10 protein-coding genes, 1 pseudogene and 1 riboswitch are annotated in these 17,307 nt (G+C 53.4%); of the genes and pseudogenes, 9 read left to right on the plus strand and 2 right to left on the minus strand.

The window, feature by feature from the left end; genetic code table 11:
- Nucleotides 1–591: 591 nt before the first annotated feature.
- The gene (locus tag H0194_RS07325; RefSeq protein WP_185175278.1) at nucleotides 592–3,270 is read left to right on the plus strand and encodes a S8 family serine peptidase; all 2,679 of its coding nucleotides are present in this window, start codon (nucleotides 592–594) and stop codon (nucleotides 3,268–3,270) included.
- A gap of 594 nt (nucleotides 3,271–3,864) precedes the next feature.
- Here the strand turns inward: H0194_RS07325 and H0194_RS07330 are convergent.
- Nucleotides 3,865–4,492, minus strand: a pseudogene (locus H0194_RS07330) (transposase); the annotation flags it as partial.
- A 1,024-nt stretch (nucleotides 4,493–5,516) separates the two neighbouring features.
- Entirely contained in the window at nucleotides 5,517–8,201 is a 2,685-nt protein-coding gene (locus H0194_RS07335) for a S8 family peptidase (RefSeq protein ID WP_185175279.1), read from the minus strand.
- 297 nt (nucleotides 8,202–8,498) lie between these two features.
- Nucleotides 8,499–8,618, plus strand: a riboswitch (TPP riboswitch).
- On the opposite strand from H0194_RS07335, the gene H0194_RS07340 reads away from it, so the two are divergent.
- From H0194_RS07340 to tuf, 8 genes are all read left to right on the plus strand, one after another.
- On the plus strand, nucleotides 8,615–9,217 hold the full coding sequence (locus H0194_RS07340) for an ECF transporter S component (RefSeq protein WP_185175280.1): 603 nt from the start codon (nucleotides 8,615–8,617) through the stop codon (nucleotides 9,215–9,217). Its footprint overlaps the riboswitch before it by 4 nt.
- Before the next feature lie 17 nt (nucleotides 9,218–9,234).
- Nucleotides 9,235–10,638 (plus strand): ABC transporter ATP-binding protein, encoded by a 1,404-nt coding sequence (locus H0194_RS07345; protein WP_425486470.1) that lies wholly within the window; start codon nucleotides 9,235–9,237, stop codon nucleotides 10,636–10,638.
- 5 nt (nucleotides 10,639–10,643) lie between these two features.
- The gene (locus tag H0194_RS07350) at nucleotides 10,644–11,414 is read left to right on the plus strand and encodes an energy-coupling factor transporter transmembrane component T family protein (protein ID WP_185175282.1); all 771 of its coding nucleotides are present in this window, start codon (nucleotides 10,644–10,646) and stop codon (nucleotides 11,412–11,414) included.
- A gap of 9 nt (nucleotides 11,415–11,423) precedes the next feature.
- Nucleotides 11,424–12,134, plus strand: coding sequence for a nucleoside/nucleotide kinase family protein (locus H0194_RS07355; RefSeq protein ID WP_246388839.1), 711 nt, complete (start codon nucleotides 11,424–11,426; stop codon nucleotides 12,132–12,134).
- A 222-nt stretch (nucleotides 12,135–12,356) separates the two neighbouring features.
- Nucleotides 12,357–12,728 (plus strand): 30S ribosomal protein S12, encoded by a 372-nt coding sequence (rpsL, locus tag H0194_RS07360; RefSeq protein WP_185175283.1) that lies wholly within the window; start codon nucleotides 12,357–12,359, stop codon nucleotides 12,726–12,728.
- Between the two features lie 4 nt (nucleotides 12,729–12,732).
- On the plus strand, nucleotides 12,733–13,200 hold the full coding sequence (gene rpsG / locus H0194_RS07365; RefSeq protein ID WP_185175284.1) for a 30S ribosomal protein S7: 468 nt from the start codon (nucleotides 12,733–12,735) through the stop codon (nucleotides 13,198–13,200).
- Nucleotides 13,201–13,518: 318 nt separating this feature from the next.
- Nucleotides 13,519–15,648 carry an elongation factor G gene (gene fusA / locus H0194_RS07370; protein ID WP_185175285.1) on the plus strand — a complete coding sequence of 710 codons (2,130 nt, stop codon included), beginning with the start codon at nucleotides 13,519–13,521 and terminating at the stop codon, nucleotides 15,646–15,648.
- A 425-nt stretch (nucleotides 15,649–16,073) separates the two neighbouring features.
- The gene (tuf, locus tag H0194_RS07375; RefSeq protein WP_185175286.1) at nucleotides 16,074–17,264 is read left to right on the plus strand and encodes an elongation factor Tu; all 1,191 of its coding nucleotides are present in this window, start codon (nucleotides 16,074–16,076) and stop codon (nucleotides 17,262–17,264) included.
- Nucleotides 17,265–17,307 lie beyond the last annotated feature (43 nt).

Genomic DNA, 17,307 nt, shown 5'->3' on the forward strand with positions numbered 1-17,307 from the left:
TCCTATGACAATGCTTGACAATGCTTGACAATGCTCTGGCTGAAAACCTTAACGGCTCCTACACGAACGGGCTGATTCATACTTGCAGGTGGGATGATGTTGTCGAGGTTGAAACCGAATTTTGGAATTAAAACCCGCCACAGGAAACAAAAGAAATCAAGGCAAATGCCTAGGAACATAAATCGGGTCACTTCATTGTCCTTTCCTCGTGCTTTTAATGATGTATTTATCAAAATGGGTATAAATAGGTTCCAAAAACCCACCGAGAATAGCTTTAACAGTTTCCTTTATTGATATTTTGATTTAAATCACAGGAAGAGGAATGTGAATAAATTGCGTGTGGACATGTCTTGTCACAGGTGAAATCTGAGCGATAGTGCAGAATTTGCACCCTATGAATTTTTTACAATTATTGTATTTGCTGGATACAAATTGGGTTTAAACTTATGCGAGTCTTAGGTTAAACTGAATTGGCACGGTTTCGTGATCATTGTCTCCTATGGCAGCTATCCAGTTTTTTGAAACGGGAGTGGCGCCAACAAGTTTTGCTCAAATCAAAGACAGGAAATGCAAATGCATAACCACACCCGAATGAGTAAGCAGCTGTGGAAGCGTGTAGGGACGTCCATAGTTGCAATCTCTGTCGCTCTTGGTGCTGCACACGTGCCTACCGCCGCCGCGCGGGATGGCGGGTTTACCCCGGAAATTGTTGATAAATACCAATCAATGGCAAAAGTGCCAAAGGTGGCCGACCAAAGCGCGACCAGTTTTACCGTCAAGTTTCAAAATACGGACCTTATTACCGAACAGGTAAAGATTGACGAGCTTGACCGGCTGGTCCGCGACTTCAACACCGACTCTGGAATGAGTGTTGACTGGACCAAACGGCGCGAAATGTGGAATGGGACCTGGGTTATTGACCTTTCTGAGACAGTTCCGGCTAATAAGGTAGTTAACCTTAGGGCTGTTCTCGAGGCTTCTGCAAAAATTTCCCATGCTGACATTAATGCTCGTTATGCAGGATTTGCAGCTGCTACTGACCCGGATTACGGCAAGCAGTGGCCACTGCACCCAAACACCAATGCTCCTGCTGGCTCTCACGCGAATGTTGAAAAAGCCTGGGATCTAGGTTTCACGGGTAAGGACGTGATGGTCGGTGTTTCGGACTCTGGAATTATCAATCATCCCGAAATGCCTACCTCGTTGACTCAGCACCAACAGAATCCTTGGAGCACACCTACGGGTAACCCGCAGGACAAGTTAACCTTGGGCATTGATATGATTTCGCATCCTGGAGTCTCCGGTGATCAGATGTTCACAGATCAATTCAATGATCGTGACCTCAACCCTTACGACGACGGTGACTGGTTCCCCCCAGGCTATGATGTTTGCCCCGGTGCTCCTGGTTCCCCTTCATCATCATGGCATGGTACTCACGTTGCCGGAATCATCGCGGCTAACCAGAATAATGGACAGGGCGGTACTGGAGTAGCGCCTGACGCTAAGTTGATGATGGCTCGTTCTCTTGGTAAGTGTGGTGGCGACACTGGTGATATTGCAGACGCAATCGCTTGGTTAGGTGGCGTTCCGGTACCAGGGGTCCCGGACAATCCTACTCCGGCCAAGGTGATTAACCTTTCCCTAGGCGGTATCTACCGCGCTCCAATGTGCGATCCGCAGTATCAGGAAGTTATTAACGCTGTGACTGCCAGGGGCACAACCATTATGGTTGCTGCAGGTAACGCAACCGAGGATACCTCCTATACCACTCCCGCAAACTGTAACAACGTTGTGACCATTGGATCTACAGGTCCTGAAGGACACCGTGCGATGTACTCCAACTTTGGAGACGCAATCGACTTGGGAGCGCCAGGTGGTAACGGTGCGGCTGTTGTCAACGGCAACCAAGTTCAGTGGATTCCAGAAAACCAGTATTGGTCCACCGTTGATGCCGGCTCACGTAATCCAATTGGGGCTGGATACAACTGGATGGAGGGCACTTCCATGGCTACTCCTTTGGCTACCGGAGTTGTAGCTATGATGTATGAAGCTAATCCTTCCATCTCTCCAGCCGATGTTGAGCGAATTTTGAAGGACACAGCCCAGCCGTATACGGAAGAACCATACATTGCTGATAATTTCGGCTTCTTCCCAGACGGTCGTCCGATGTATGAGACTTCCCGAACGGCTTCCCAAATGGGATCTGGTGTCATTGATGCATGTGCAGCTGTATACCAAGCAGCAGTTGAAGGAGGTAACACCCCAGCTGTTGACTGTGAAGGTATTGCCTCTACTTCTACTCCTGAAACAACCGAACCGGGCGCTACTGAAACGGTAACTACCACTGTTACTCAAGCTCCGGAAACTGTAACTGAGACTGCAACAGTCACTGAAGCGCCTGTTACTGAGACGGATACGGTAACCGAAACCGCTTCGCCAGAGACTGAAACCTCTATCGTGACCTCGACCCTCGAGGTAACTACTACCGCTGTCGAGCCTGGAGAAGTAATCACCGTTACTGAAACCAGTACAGAGACTCAAGCGCCATCTACTGTTACTTCAACTGTGGCCACAGACACTGCGACGGAAACTACTACCGTGCAAGGCGAACCCACTACTGTTGTAACCACGATGCCAGGAGCTACTGAGGTAGTTACTACCACCGAGTCGGCACCTGCAGCTACTGAAACTGTAACTGAGACTACAACTGCACCTACTGCAACCGAGACAGTAACGGAGACCGAGACGGCTGCCACGGCTACGGTTATCGAGACGATTGAGAAGGAAGTTCCAGGAGAAACTGTCACCGCAACTGAAACCACCACAACCACGGTCGCCGGAGAAGGCGTAACCGAAGTGGTGACCGAGACTGAAACCGAAACAACCGAAGTCGAAGTACCAGTAACGGAAACAGTCACTGATGCTTCTGAGACCGTTGTAGTTACTACTACACCAGCTCCTAAGCACGTTGCGACTGTATCCGCTAACTGGTGGCCTGCACTTCTGGCCATTCCAGTCGCACTAGCTGCAGCTCTCGCTATGCCAGGAGTCAAAGACATGTTTGCTCCGTTTACTGGAGATATTGAAAAAGCAAACATTCGATTGCAGAAGCAACTTGGAATTTTTGATGCAGAGGGCGCTAAGTCCGCAAAGGTGGGTTCTTCCAAGGCCAAACCTGAATTCATTGCCGCAGGTTCTTCCTTGATCAACTTCGGTTTGATTCTGAGCTCACTTGTATTTGACATTGACAAAGTTTTCTCTAAGGAATAACTAGTCTCCAGTCAGTTTGAGAGAATATGAATGTCGCGCCGTCCACATGGACGGCGCGACATTTGCATTTATTGGATAAAATCGTCGCCTACGTTGTAGTACCTTCCCAGTGTGGTGATTTACGCTCATTGACTAGCAGACTGTCCAACGGGGTATTCATAGAAGAGCTAGTTGTCGGTGTACGACTCTGGAAAAAGGAGTTAGATAGTTAAATTTCGTCTCCTATTCGAATGCCTTTAAGAATAACCGTGCGACTGAGAGATAAGGGAAGTCAAATGCAGTCGAATAGACTGGATTGAGTTAAAACCAACTGCAAACATAGAAGGGCCCCTGCGGCGTTTGCAAGCGAGAATTCATCAATCAACGACTCTTTGTCCAAAACGGAATCCTTTAATCCGCTAATGAACGGGAATAAAGGTTTGAAATCACGCTGTAACAGCATTGGTACTGTATTTTCAGTTCGGGGATGCTTTGCCTTAAAGCTCACTGCCACGATGTGCAAAGGCGGTAACAACTCTATAGGTCAAGTCTTGGGAAGTGGTGTATCTGGCTCTCGAGTATGTGGGCAGTTTCGGGGGCGGGGTTGGGTAAGCATTAGGCGGCGATCTCCTTGCTGTCGGTGGGAGTGTCGTCGACGAGGTTGGCACGATGATCTCCTTGGTCTGGGTCAGGCTGCTCAGCGACGTGTAGCGTTTTTGCTGGATCCACTCATCGTGGTGTTCCGCAAGGACGGCGCCGACCAGCCGGATGACGGCATTGGGGTTGGGGAAGATCCCGACGACGTTGATGCGACGTCGGGTGTCACGATTGAGCCGTTCGGTGGGGTTGTTCGATCAGATCTTGGTCCATCCCGGTTTCGGTGCAGTAGTAAAAGCTAACAGCTCATCGAGTGATTCCTCCAGGTAGTCGGCCACATGAGGACACTTCTGCCCACAGAACTCTACAACCTCACGGGCCTGAGCCCAGACGTTGTTACCGTCGCGGTTGCTGGAAGATAGTGTGAAACATCGCCGATAGCGTCGGCCAGTGTGTTGTCGGCACCTGCGAGGAGAGGTTCTTCACGAAGTGGGGGCCGGCACCGCTGCTAACTCGTTGGCGGTAAGCGGTCACCAACGGTTGTTTGGATCCCAAGATGTGCATCACTGGTGACGAGGAAAACCCCGGTCAGGCCACGGGCGATTAAGTCGAGGAAGAACCCAGTCCAGGAGGCAGTGGACACAGCCCAACACTAAAGGACACAACCGTAGAAAATGGCAAAGTAGATCCCATTAATGAGCAGTACGTTGAATTCACTGCACGCCTTACCCCTCGATACCGCCCAATTACTTGCAATTTCGGATCTCACGTCCTAGCACGAGCGAGGTAATATTGGTGAGTCAAAATAGTGTAACGAGACGGGATATTTGGCCTCCGCTTTTTATGATTAACAGCGACTACAAAATTGCGGTGTCCCCGGAAAGACCGTCGGCTCCCTGGTAAGGGCTTTGGTAAGGCTAAGTCTCATTGGGAAGCACAATGGAAATACTTACTAAAGAATTAGCAGAAGAAAATTGCCAGTCTTATTTGATTGTGGGCTCTCTAGTGTCAGCTCAGCGTACTTTTTGGGGGACTATAGTGCAACGTTGGGGGATTAATCCATAGCAGGTTTAGGAACATTTATGGTTAGCCTCTGAACAATGAGGCGTTTCACTTTAGAGCCAAGTTAGTAGCTAGCCAGTAGAGACCTATCAGTTTTTGGATCCGTTAAATGAATTGGCGATATTTGGGACCACTAGTTTTAAAAACGAACAATCAATTGGACCGATACTATTTGGATGAGCAGCCAACAGGTGGAAATACTGCTCAAGGAACAAATGTACAGTGCCCTGTGCCAAACAGCCGTCTTAAATGTCGCGTTTTGGCCATGAGATCGGCCATCAGAAGCTTTGAATGTTAAAGACGTAAGTAGTGTGAGAACCCTATCGGTGCCAACCCCGGGATTAGCGCGGAGTCAGGAAGTGTGGAGATGCTTTTAATCAAAGGTGATGGTTTGACGGAACCGTATTAGTAAGCAATGCAGTAGTGAACTAGGCCAGATGATCAAAGTCCCTAGGCTTTTCTAAAAGATTACGGTAAGCCAGCATACCTGCATTCTCTACGTCTTCCGTTTTAGCTGGCTTTTCGAAGAAGACTTAAACGTAAACGGGCGGAGCAATCTAGTCATAGATTGCTCCGCCCGTTGTGTGGTGACGTTAGTGTGCTAAAAATTAGCGAGAAACGCGCTCATCTTCATTCTTTCCCATAAAGCCCGCGATTAAACTCGAACCTGGGAAAAACTTGCTTACCTGTCCACTAAAAGGACGAAGTGAGTTAGCAATGAAGTCAGCGATTTTGAAGTTTGAGCTAGCTTTGCCGCCCTCAAAGGCCTTGTTGGCAGACCCATTATAAGCGGAGGCAATACCCGGGATATTGAGCATTGCTGCGATTCCTAATGGGATGAGAAGGAGAAGTGGCCAACCTCCTACTGAAGAGGTGCGTACGTGTTCACGTGCATTATATTCTGCAGTCGTGGTCGTGGTTGCCGGTGAGTCAACAATGGTGGTGGCAGTTGGAACCTTAACGGTTGAGGTTTCGGTGGTGGTGACCACATTTGTATGAGTCTCACCTTCTTCATTTACAACCTCAGTAGTTGTGGTAGCCACGGTTTGAGTTTCAGTTGCATCTGCTGCGGTAGATGTCACCGTCTCTCGTTCTGTGGTGACTGGGGTGGTGGTTTCCTTAACAGTTTCCAGGACTGTCGAGGGCGCAATAACCTCAGTTTTGGTTTCAAGTACTGGTTCAGGTGCGACAGTGTTAGTAGTAGTTAAGGTCACTGGTTTACCGCTCGTGGTAGAGGTTACTACCGGTTCGTTTGTAACGGTAACAGTTTCGGTACCAGCAACCGCAGACTCTGTCACTGTTACAGGTGCCTGAGTTTCCGTCTCGACGTCTGTTAGCGTGACTGTTTCATCTGCTTCCTTAACCGTAGTACGAGCAGTACTGGTCTCAGTTACTGTGGATTCAACGGTTGTAGGTTCAGGAATTACCGTCGTGGTGGCAGAGACACGTGTCGTAATCGCCGGTGCGGTTTCAGTCTCTTTGACCGTCGAAGTTGCAACCGGAGCGGTTGTGGTGACAACGGTCGTGGTCGGCTCTCCTGTGACCGTAGAGCTAGGTTCTGTTGAAGCCGGAGTAGTGGAAACTGGTGTCGTGGATTGGGTTTCACCACACAGTGCAGGAGATTCTCCTGCCTGAACAGCAGCTTCGTAAACCGCTGCACAGGCATCTACGATGCCGGAACCCATATTATCAGCGGTTTTCCAAGGAGCATAGGAACCGGAAACTATAGGCTCGTCATTATACGGTTGAGCTGTTTCCTGGAGAATCGTGCGAATTTGCGCGCTAGTGAGACTGGGGTTAGCGTCTCGCATCATTGCTACAACACCAGCGACTAGAGGAGACGCCATTGATGTTCCCTCTTGATAGCCGTAGCTTGGGGAAGCTGGATCTATGGTGCCGGAATTCACGGTAGAAAAGAACATATTTTCTTCACGGTACCCCACATAGGTTCCTGAATATTCACCCTGTTCAATAGACCCGGAATTACCACCAGGTGCTCCAACTGTAACGTGGTCACCGTAGTTGGAATATTCTGCACGGTAGCCTTCGGGGCCAGTTGCACCAACTACGATAAGAGCATCACTATTACAGTTAGCTGGTTGGTAATCATCTGTCCAGGTATTGTAATTACCTGCTGCTACAACAACGGTCGCGCCCTTGGCAGATGCCACATCCAAAGCGGCCTGGTAGTCGGGAACACAGCGTTGCTTGCCGGCGATAGACATATTGACTACTTTTACCGGATTTGGGTTATCGGCGACACCGTCGACAGATCCACCTACAACCCATTTCAACGCGTCAGCAATGTCAGAGGCGAAGCCACCGCATTTGCCGAGTGCGCGTACTGGAACAAGACCAGCTTCTGGGGCGGTTCCTGCTACGCCAATTCCGTTATTGGTAGCGGCCGCTGCAATGCCCGCGACGTGGGTTCCATGCCAAGATGAATCAGCGCTACCTCCGAAGTTTGGGCACTCACCTTCGTAGAATCCGTCGCCAGTATCTAGAGGGTCGTTATCGCGCCCAGGGGTGGAATCGTTGGCGGTGAAATCTTTGCTGATCATGTCGAACCCACCCTTAACCTTTGGATCAAGATCAGGATGCTTGGTAATGCCAGAATCGATGATGCCGATGTTCTGTGATGAGCCGGTGTAGCCCAAGTCCCACGCCTCTTCAACGTTTGCGTGGCTGCCGGCTTGATGATTTGTGTGTTCGTGGAGCGGCCACTGTTTTGAGTATTCAGGGTCATTGCTCGCTGCTGCCGGCATCATCAGCATGTCAATGTAGGCATCGACGATTTCGGCCTTAGATTCCAATTTGCCCCGTAGGGAAGCAACCTGGCTTTGAGGGACGGGTGTTTTGAATTCAACAATCCAGCCGCCTGAAGCGGACAATCGAAGCTTTGAGCCTTCGTTATTGAACTCTTTCAAGATTTCGTTGATGATGCCCATTTTGTGGTCATCATCAACAGTTGCCATATTTTTCTGCCAATGGACGATGAAACGGTATGCGTCCTGCTCGTCTGCCGATTTGATCTTGCTTGAATGGTCTAGCACGGCATTTTCGACTTCGCGATGGACGTCTATTTCTTCCTGAGCGGTAGCAGGGACAACGAGACTGTTGACTGCTAGTGACGTTGCAACGATTGTTGTTCCTGCAACTTGTAAGCCTTTCCGGCTTAAAAACTTGAGAGATAGCATCTGTTCAATCCTGGTTGATGGAGTACAAAATTTGCCTCGCTCACGCAGGCACCCGGTTCTTTGAAGATAAGCTGCAAATTGCTTGAAAGTAATCAAAACCAAGTTTGCCCTAACGGTAAGCTCTAAAGCTAAAGACAGCTTATATTAAGTTTAGCTTAAGCGAAACCTATTGTGGGGCTATAGTGTGCAAGTCACCATAACCGTATTGTGTGATGCGAGCCAAGAATTTTTCCTGCAAAGTCCTGAGCAGGGTTTGGTAGGTTGTATGTTCTCTCATGTGAAGCAGTAGTTTTATGCAGATATCTCAATTGTTTAGAGTTATTCTGATGCATGTTTGCATGTTGAACTTTTACGGCAGTACCGTCATCATTTTCTTGGCTGATATGATGGGCTGACATTAACCGCGGGTGCCCGGGGATCTCACAAGAGTGGGCTGAGACATTGCTGGTTAGCAGTGAACCGTAGAACCTGATCCGGGTAATTCCGGCGAGAGGGAGATTGTGAGAATTATGGCTATGCAAAGTGCTAATAAGTCTTGGCGTGTAGTAGACATCATCGTTGCCTCCATTTTGGGCGTGGCGTGTGGCTTCATTTTTAGTTTTTGGAATGGTGCGGGATACGCATGGTTCTCAGCCATGGACAGCATCACGCCAGGCCTGGGAGGACTGGCGGTGGGTATCTGGTTGCTAGGCGGTGTTATCGGTGGATTGGTGATTCGCAAGCGTTTCGCTGCGATCTACGTAGAGGTGCTTGCAGCTTGCGTGTCCGCACTGCTGGGCTCCCAGTGGTCCATTGAGACTGTGTACTCCGGCCTGGCGCAGGGGCTTGGTGCTGAGCTGATTTTCATGCTGTTCATGTACCGCAAGTTTGACCTGAAGGTTGCCATGCTTTCCGGTCTCGGTGCTGGCATCGGTGCCTGGTTGCTGGAACTGTTCCTCAGCGCGAACATCGCCAAGGGCTTGGACTTCAACCTGATTTACCTCGCTTGCTTGTGCGCCTCAGGCGTCTTGTTGGCGGGCCTTGTTGGCTGGTTGTTGGTCTCCGCACTTGCTAAGACTGGTGCGCTGGACCGCTTTGGCGCTGGCCGTGAACAGCGCGCGGCAGAAGTCTAAGCATTTCCTTGTCTCCGATTGAACCAGCAGGGATCCGTGCGTCTGGCTTCGGCTGGACGCACGCGGGTAGAGCGGCTGCTGCACTAAGCGATGTGAACCTGGAGATCGCACCAGGCGAGCGAGTCTTACTGTGCGGTAATTCCGGATCGGGTAAATCCACGCTGCTTGCTGCGTTTGCTGGTGTGCTGGGCGGTGACGATGAAGGAACCGCACGCGGGCAATTGCTTCTAGCGAGTGCTCCGGCGCATTCGGCGACGGTGCCCGTCGGCCTGGTGCTGCAGGACCCAGACTCCCAAGTAATCGCAGCCCGAGTGGGAGACGACATCGCCTTTGGCTGCGAAAACCTTGGTCTTCCTCGCGAGGAAATCTGGAAGCGAGTACACAATGCAATGGGTCTTGTGGGGCTGGATCTGCCGTTGGACTTTCCAACAAAGCATTTGTCAGGTGGCCAGAAGCAAAGGCTAGCCCTTGCGGGTGTAGTGGCCATGGGCGCTGGCGTGATCTTGTTGGACGAGCCCACCGCAAACCTTGATCCGCAGGGAGCACAGGAAGTGGTTGAGGCTGTAGCCGCTACTGTAGAAGCGATTGGCGCGACATTGGTGGTTGTCGAGCACAAATACGATCTGTGGGACGGTGTGTTATCGCGTGCGGTGGTACTTGACAACGGCCGCGTCGTAGACGATGGCCACTTCGAAGAAATTGTTCAGCAACGCACCATCACGGGCCTGCCCGCAGCCCGTCCTGTGGAACTGGAAAAAAGCGCGGCGCTAGGAACAGGCACGGCGCTGTGGTCGAGAGAATTGCAATGCCGGTTTGGTCCGCCGCGGACGGCTGCGATTGTGGAGGGTGCTTCGACGGTAATTACGGGAGCAAATGGCGCCGGTAAGACGACATGGCTGCTCACCATGGCGGGATTGCTGCGTCCAGTACGCGGTGAAATCGGGGTGACTGAGTCTATCCGTAACGGGCTAAAAGGAGACCCGCATTCGTGGAAGTCCCGGCAGTTGGCACACCGTATTGGGTTTGTGTTTCAAAACCCGGAGCACCAGTTCCTGGCGCGCACCGTACGCGAAGAACTAGAAATCGCACCGAAAGTCATGGGGGAGAAGATCCCGGTGGCGCGCATTGATTCGTTGGTGGAAAGGCTGCGTTTAGAGCATCTCTTGGGTGCCAACCCGTTTACGTTGTCTGGTGGTGAAAAGCGACGTTTGTCCGTAGCCACTGCGCTCGTTGCCGCGCCGGAAGTGGTGCTCTTTGACGAGCCGACATTTGGCCAAGACCCGGAAACCTTTGTGGAACTCATCAGGTTGCTTCGTGAGCTGTGCGATGACGGGGTGACTATCGCCTCGATTACCCACGATGAGCTATTTATTGGTTCGCTGGGTGATTCCCATATCCATCTTGATGCGGGGGAGGGGTAGCGGGGATGCCAAATATTCTTCGTGGTGTTAATCCGGTGACTCGTCTGGCGCTCATGTTTTTGCTGACTACGCCGGTGTTGTTCAGCGTCGATTGGCTTAGCGCCAGCGTGTTGGTGGGGGTAACGATTGTCCTGGCGCCTTTGTGTGGGGTGTCCTGGTGGCGGTTAGGAAAAGCGTCGTGGCCGTTGCTGTTCCTGGCACCTTTGTCAGGTGTGTCCATGCTTTTGTATGGCAAAGAAGGCGGTGAGGTTTATTTCCGCTTCTGGATGGCGGCCATTACAGAGAACTCTATTGAGCTTGCAATAGGTATTAGCCTGCGAGTTCTAGCGGTCGCATTGCCGGTGATCGTGCTGGCACGAGACATTGACCCCACCGAGCTCGGTGATGGTTTAGCGCAAGTTGTAAAGTTGCCGGGGCGATTCGTGATTGGTGCCGTGGCTGGAGTGCGCATGGCAACATTATTTCGAGATGACTGGGATTCTTTGGCGCGCGCCCGGCGTGCCAGAGGTTTAGGCGACAGGAATAAGGTTCGTCAATTCATGGACATGTCTTTCGGCATTCTCGTGATGGCCCTGCGGCGGGGAAGCAAGCTGGCCACAGCCATGGAGGCCCGCGGATTTGGGCGTGAGTCAAAGTACGGAAAACAACGTACCTGGGCACGGGTATCAACCATGAAACTCAAAGACTGGGTAATCATTGGGATCGGAGCAATCATTGCAATAATTCCCGTTATCGTTGCCGTGCAAGTGGGAACGTGGCGCTGGTTAGGGCTGTGAGGAAAAATTATGACACTTGACTCGGGCGTGGACCCTGCGGGTCTACGCGGTACGGCTGAGTGCTGCGATTTGGATCCGCGCTCATTCAATGAGATTACGCAACGTATCATTGGCCTTGTGCAAGGGCATTTCGCGCACTGCGGGGCGGTTAGCGTGCTTATCGACGGCCCATCAGGCGCCGGCAAGACGAGCCTGGCTTCGGAACTCAGTAGAATTCTGTCCCGCTGCGTTCGAAGTTACGATTCGTCTTTGGCGGGGGACTTGAACGCGCACACATCGAGTGCGACGACACCGGCATTCGACGTGCAGATGGTTCATCTTGATGATTTTTATCCAGGCTGGGGAGGCCTAGCGGAAGGTTCCGCGATGGTTGCTTCTGACGTCTTTTCCCCAGAAAAACCTGGCTTTTGGCGGTGGGACTGGAAGAACAACCAGCGGGGCCAGTGGCACAACATCGAGCTAGATCGCACGCGCCGACGCTGCCTGATTGTGGAAGGTGTAGGCGCGGTTACGGCGGCCAACGAAAAGGCCGCGCGCGAGTTTGGTGGTGTTATCAAAGTGTTCGTTGACGGTCCGATGGATCAGCGTAAAAAGCGTGCGCTCGGGCGCGATCCCGAATATGCGCAGTGGTTTGACATGTGGGCTGAGCAGGAATCGGATCACTTCGACAAGCTCGTCGATGATGACGTTCAAATCGACGTTGTCTGGTGCTGGAACTAGTTCCCCAGCGCATAGAAGCGATGCACGATTTTTTGATCGTACACCGGCGTGTTAGTCTTCTTTGCAGTTCATCATCAGTAGCACGGCTTCGAGCATTGCTGCTGTGTGATGAAGAGTCTGATTGCTTCTCAAAGCCATCTGGACACGCGGACGGGCCCTGCTACAGAGCCCTCATTTTTGCGTGTTTGGACAAAAGAATTTTCAACTACAGAAAGATAGTAAATGCCTACTATTCAGCAGCTGGTCCGTAAGGGCCGCCGTGACAAGAGCACGAAGGTTGCCACCGCTGCGCTGAAGGGTTCCCCTCAGCGCCGTGGCGTGTGCACCCGCGTGTATACCACCACCCCTAAGAAGCCGAACTCCGCACTGCGTAAGGTCGCCCGTGTGCGCCTGACCTCCGGTATCGAGGTTTCCGCATACATCCCAGGTGAGGGCCACAACCTGCAGGAGCACTCCATGGTGCTCGTGCGTGGCGGTCGTGTGAAGGACCTCCCAGGTGTTCGCTACAAGATCATCCGTGGCGCACTGGATACCCAGGGCGTGAAGGACCGTAAGCAGGCTCGTTCCCGCTACGGCGCAAAGAAAGGACAGTAGTTAAATGCGTAAAAATGCTGCTCCCAAGCGTCCAGTAGTTAAGGACCCGGTCTACAACTCCGAGTTGGTTACCCAGCTGGTGAACAAGGTCCTCGTGGATGGCAAGAAGTCCACCGCTGAGCGCATCGTCTACGGCGCGTTGGAGATGTGCCGCGAGAAGACCGGCACTGAGCCGGTTGGCACCCTGGAGAAGGCTCTGGGCAACATCCGCCCAGACCTTGAGGTTCGCTCCCGCCGTGTGGGTGGCGCAACCTACCAGGTGCCGGTTGAGGTGAAGCCTGCTCGCTCCACCACCCTGGCCCTGCGTTGGCTGGTCACCTTCACCCGTCAGCGTCGCGAGAACTCCATGATGGAGCGCCTCGCCAACGAGATCCTGGACGCCTCCAACGGCCTCGGTGCTTCCGTGAAGCGCCGTGAGGATACTCACAAGATGGCTGAGGCCAACCGCGCCTTCGCGCACTACCGCTGGTAATTTTTACCGGTCGGTGCCTTATACGCCGTACGGAATGACTCGAGTGACGAATAAACAAGCTTTAGCCCCTAGGGTGCTAGAGGTTCATATCGTTGCTCGAGTCATTTTTGTGTGTATGTCGGCGGGCTAAACGGCACCCTACGTTTACTGCGGTCGCGCAGGTGACGTATTGTTTGGGGTTGAGGAGAAACCTCTTTCGCTGCCAAGCATGCCAATTAATGGCAAAATTGATCGAGAACAATCCATAGATGGCGTCTCATCGGTACTTAATGTGGCCGGTGCTTGCGCCTCGAACGACTAACGAGTTGGGGTAAGACTGTGGCACAAGAAGTGCTTAAGGATCTGAACAAGGTTCGCAACATCGGCATCATGGCCCACATCGATGCTGGTAAGACCACTACGACCGAGCGTATCCTCTTCTACACCGGTATCAACCGCAAGGTAGGCGAGACCCACGACGGTGGCGCGACCACTGACTGGATGGAGCAGGAGAAGGAGCGCGGTATCACCATTACCTCCGCTGCCGTGACCTGTTTCTGGGAAAACAACCAGATCAACATCATTGACACCCCGGGCCACGTGGACTTCACCGTTGAGGTGGAGCGCTCCCTGCGCGTTCTCGATGGCGCTGTGGCAGTGTTCGACGGCAAGGAAGGTGTTGAGCCGCAGTCCGAGCAGGTGTGGCGTCAGGCTGCAAAGTACGACGTTCCGCGTATCTGCTTCGTGAACAAGATGGACAAGATGGGTGCGGACTTTTACTACACCGTCCAGACCATCATCGACCGCCTGGGTGCGAAGCCGTTGGTCATGCAGCTGCCGATCGGCGCTGAGGATGACTTCGACGGTGTCGTTGACCTCATCGACATGAAGGCCCTCATGTGGCCGGGCAAGACCGAGATCGGCACCGAAGCTACCGTCGAGGAGATCCCGGCCGACCTGCAGGACAAGGCTGCTGAGTACCGCGAGAAGCTGCTCGAGACCGTCGCTGAGTCCGATGAAGAGCTCATGGAGAAGTACTTCGGCGGCGAGGAGCTGACCAAGGAAGAGATCCAGGCTGCTATCCGCAGGATGGTCATCAACTCCGAGGTTTACCCGGTCTTCTGTGGTACCGCATACCGCAACAAGGGTGTCCAGCCGCTGCTCGACGCCGTTGTGGCATACCTGCCGAACCCGCTGGACGTCGGCGAGGTCGTCGGCCACGAGGTCGGCAACGAGGACAACGAGCTGACCCGTAAGCCTTCCGTGGAGTCCCCGTTCTCCGCATTGGCCTTCAAGATTGCTGCACACCCGTTCTTCGGGCAGCTGAACTTCATCCGCGTGTACTCCGGTCAGGTCACCCCGGGCACCGAGGTGCTGAACTCCTCCAAGGGGAAGAAGGAGCGCATCGGCAAGCTGTTCCAGATGCACGCCAACAAGGAGAACCCGGTTGAGCAGGCTGACGCGGGTAACATCTACGCCGTCATCGGCCTGAAGGACACCACCACTGGTGACACCCTCTGCTCCAAGGATGAGCCGATCATCCTCGAGTCCATGGACTTCCCGGATCCGGTTATCAAGGTGTCCATCGAGCCGAAGACCAAGGCTGACCAGGAGAAGCTGGGTACTGCTATCCAGAAACTGGCCGCTGAGGACCCGACCTTCACCGTGGAGCTGGACGAGGAGTCCGGCCAGACCGTCATCGGCGGTATGGGCGAGCTGCACCTGGACGTCCTGGTTGACCGCATGAAGCGCGAGTTCAAGGTTGAAGCAAACATCGGTAACCCGCAGGTTGCTTACCGCGAGACCATTCGCAAGAAGGTCGAGTCCCTGGACTACACCCACAAGAAGCAGACCGGTGGTTCGGGTCAGTTCGCAAAGGTCATCGTCACCATCGAACCTTACAGCCCGGATCCGGAGGAGCTGGAAGAGGGCGAGTCCGCAACCTACAAGTTCGACAACGTCGTCACCGGTGGCCGCATCCCGAAGGAGTACATCCCGTCCGTGGATGCGGGTATTCAGGACGCCATGCAGTACGGCTACCTCGCTGGCTTCCCGCTGGTGAACATCAAGGCAACCCTGGAAGACGGCGCTTACCACGACGTCGACTCCTCCGAGATGGCCTTCAAGCTGGCAGGTTCCCAGGTTCTCAAGGAAGCTGTTGCTAAGGCAAAGCCTGTCCTGCTCGAGCCAGTGATGGCCGTCGAGGTTGTCACCCCTGAGGAGTACATGGGTACCGTGAACGGCGACATCTCCTCCCGCCGTGGCCAGGTCTACGCTATGGAAGACCGCTCCGGTGCGAAGGTTGTTCGCGCTAAGGTGCCACTGTCCGAGATGTTCGGCTACATCGGTGACCTGCGTTCCTCCACCGCTGGTCGTGCAAACTTCTCCATGGTCTTCGATTCCTACGCTGAGGTTCCTTCCTCCGTGGCGCAGGAGATCATCGAAGAGCGCACCGGCGGCAGCAACTAAAAGCTAGCCTCCGCGGAAGTTTCGCGGGGCGTCGCCTCGGTCCTTTGCCCACCACTTGCCAGGGTGGTGAGCAGGGGTTGTGGCTTATCGATGCCCCGTGGGTTCCGCACGTGGGTAGCGGTCGCGCTGAACCAGACCCCAATGGTGGGTGTGGTTGAGCCGGCCGTTACCCTGTATCACTAGGATCCAGAAAGATTCTTGCTTGATGTGGCGTGCGGCCGCGCCTAGATGCCGCGGCCATACAACCTACTGGGGCGGTTTGAAAAAACCGCAGCAGAAATCTAGGATCTTGTAACTGGCACGTAAAAAGTAAGCGTCGCTATGGTGCTCGTCCCGCTTCGTTGTGAGGGGAGTGCACTACCGACATCTGTCAACCAACGTGGCTGCGAAGGTCGTAGCCACCATGAAGTCCAGGAGGACATACAGTGGCAAAGGAAAAGTTCGAGCGCACTAAGCCGCACGTGAACATCGGTACCATCGGTCACGTTGACCACGGTAAGACCACCACCACCGCGGCAATCACCAAGGTGCTGGCTGACCAGTACCCTGAAGAGAACTCTGCGTTCGATTACGACCAGATTGACAACGCTCCGGAGGAGAAGGAGCGCGGTATTACCATCAACGTGTCCCACGTTGAGTACTCCACCCCGAAGCGCCACTACGCACACGTTGACGCTCCAGGCCACGCCGACTACATCAAGAACATGATTACCGGTGCTGCGCAGATGGACGGCGCTATCCTCGTTGTTGCTGCAACCGATGGCCCAATGCCACAGACCCGTGAGCACGTTCTTCTTGCTCGCCAGGTTGGCGTTCCTTACATCCTCGTTGCTCTTAACAAGTGCGACATGGTTGACGATGAGGAAATCCTCGAGCTCGTCGAGATGGAAGTTCGCGAGATGCTCGCAGAGCAGGACTACGACGAAGAGGCTCCAATCGTTCACATCTCCGCTGTTGGTGCACTGAACGGTGAGCAGAAGTGGGTTGACGCAGTCGTCGAGCTGATGGAAGCTTGCGACAACTCTATCCCGGATCCGGAGCGCGAGACCGACAAGCCGTTCCTGATGCCGATCGAGGACATCTTCACCATTACCGGCCGTGGCACCGTTGTTACCGGTCGTGTAGAGCGCGGTACCCTCAACGTTAACGAGGACATCGAAATCATTGGTATCAAGGAGAAGTCCCTCTCCACCACCGTTACCGGTATCGAGATGTTCCGCAAGATGATGGACTACACTGAGGCTGGCGACAACTGTGGTCTGCTTCTTCGTGGTACCAAGCGTGAAGAGGTTGAGCGTGGCCAGGTGTGCATCAAGCCAGGCGCTTACACCCCGCACACCAAGTTCGAGGGCTCCGTCTACGTCCTGAAGAAGGAAGAGGGCGGCCGCCACACCCCGTTCATGGACAACTACCGTCCGCAGTTCTACTTCCGCACCACCGACGTTACCGGTGTTGTGAAGCTTCCGGACGGCGTCGAGATGGTTATGCCTGGCGACAACGTTGAGATGTCCGTTGAGCTCATCCAGCCGGTCGCTATGGACGAGGGCCTGCGCTTCGCTATCCGCGAGGGCTCCCGCACCGTCGGCGCTGGCCGCGTTACCAAGATCGTTGAGTAATTCAACTTTCTGTTAGTGAGTTAAGCGAGAGCGAAATTCACTA

Origin of the sequence: Corynebacterium incognita (assembly GCF_014217255.1) — a bacterium.
Lineage (GTDB): Bacteria > Actinomycetota > Actinomycetes > Mycobacteriales > Mycobacteriaceae > Corynebacterium > Corynebacterium incognitum.

Coding starts and splice junctions, on each gene's coding strand:
- H0194_RS07325 (WP_185175278.1), top strand. CDS start 592: ATGAGTAAGCAGCTGTGGAAGCGTGTAGGGACGTCCATAGTTGCAATC.
- rpsG (WP_185175284.1), top strand. CDS start 12,733: ATGCGTAAAAATGCTGCTCCCAAGCGTCCAGTAGTTAAGGACCCGGTC.
- H0194_RS07355 (WP_246388839.1), top strand. CDS start 11,424: ATGACACTTGACTCGGGCGTGGACCCTGCGGGTCTACGCGGTACGGCT.
- H0194_RS07340 (WP_185175280.1), top strand. CDS start 8,615: ATGGCTATGCAAAGTGCTAATAAGTCTTGGCGTGTAGTAGACATCATC.
- H0194_RS07350 (WP_185175282.1), top strand. CDS start 10,644: ATGCCAAATATTCTTCGTGGTGTTAATCCGGTGACTCGTCTGGCGCTC.
- rpsL (WP_185175283.1), top strand. CDS start 12,357: ATGCCTACTATTCAGCAGCTGGTCCGTAAGGGCCGCCGTGACAAGAGC.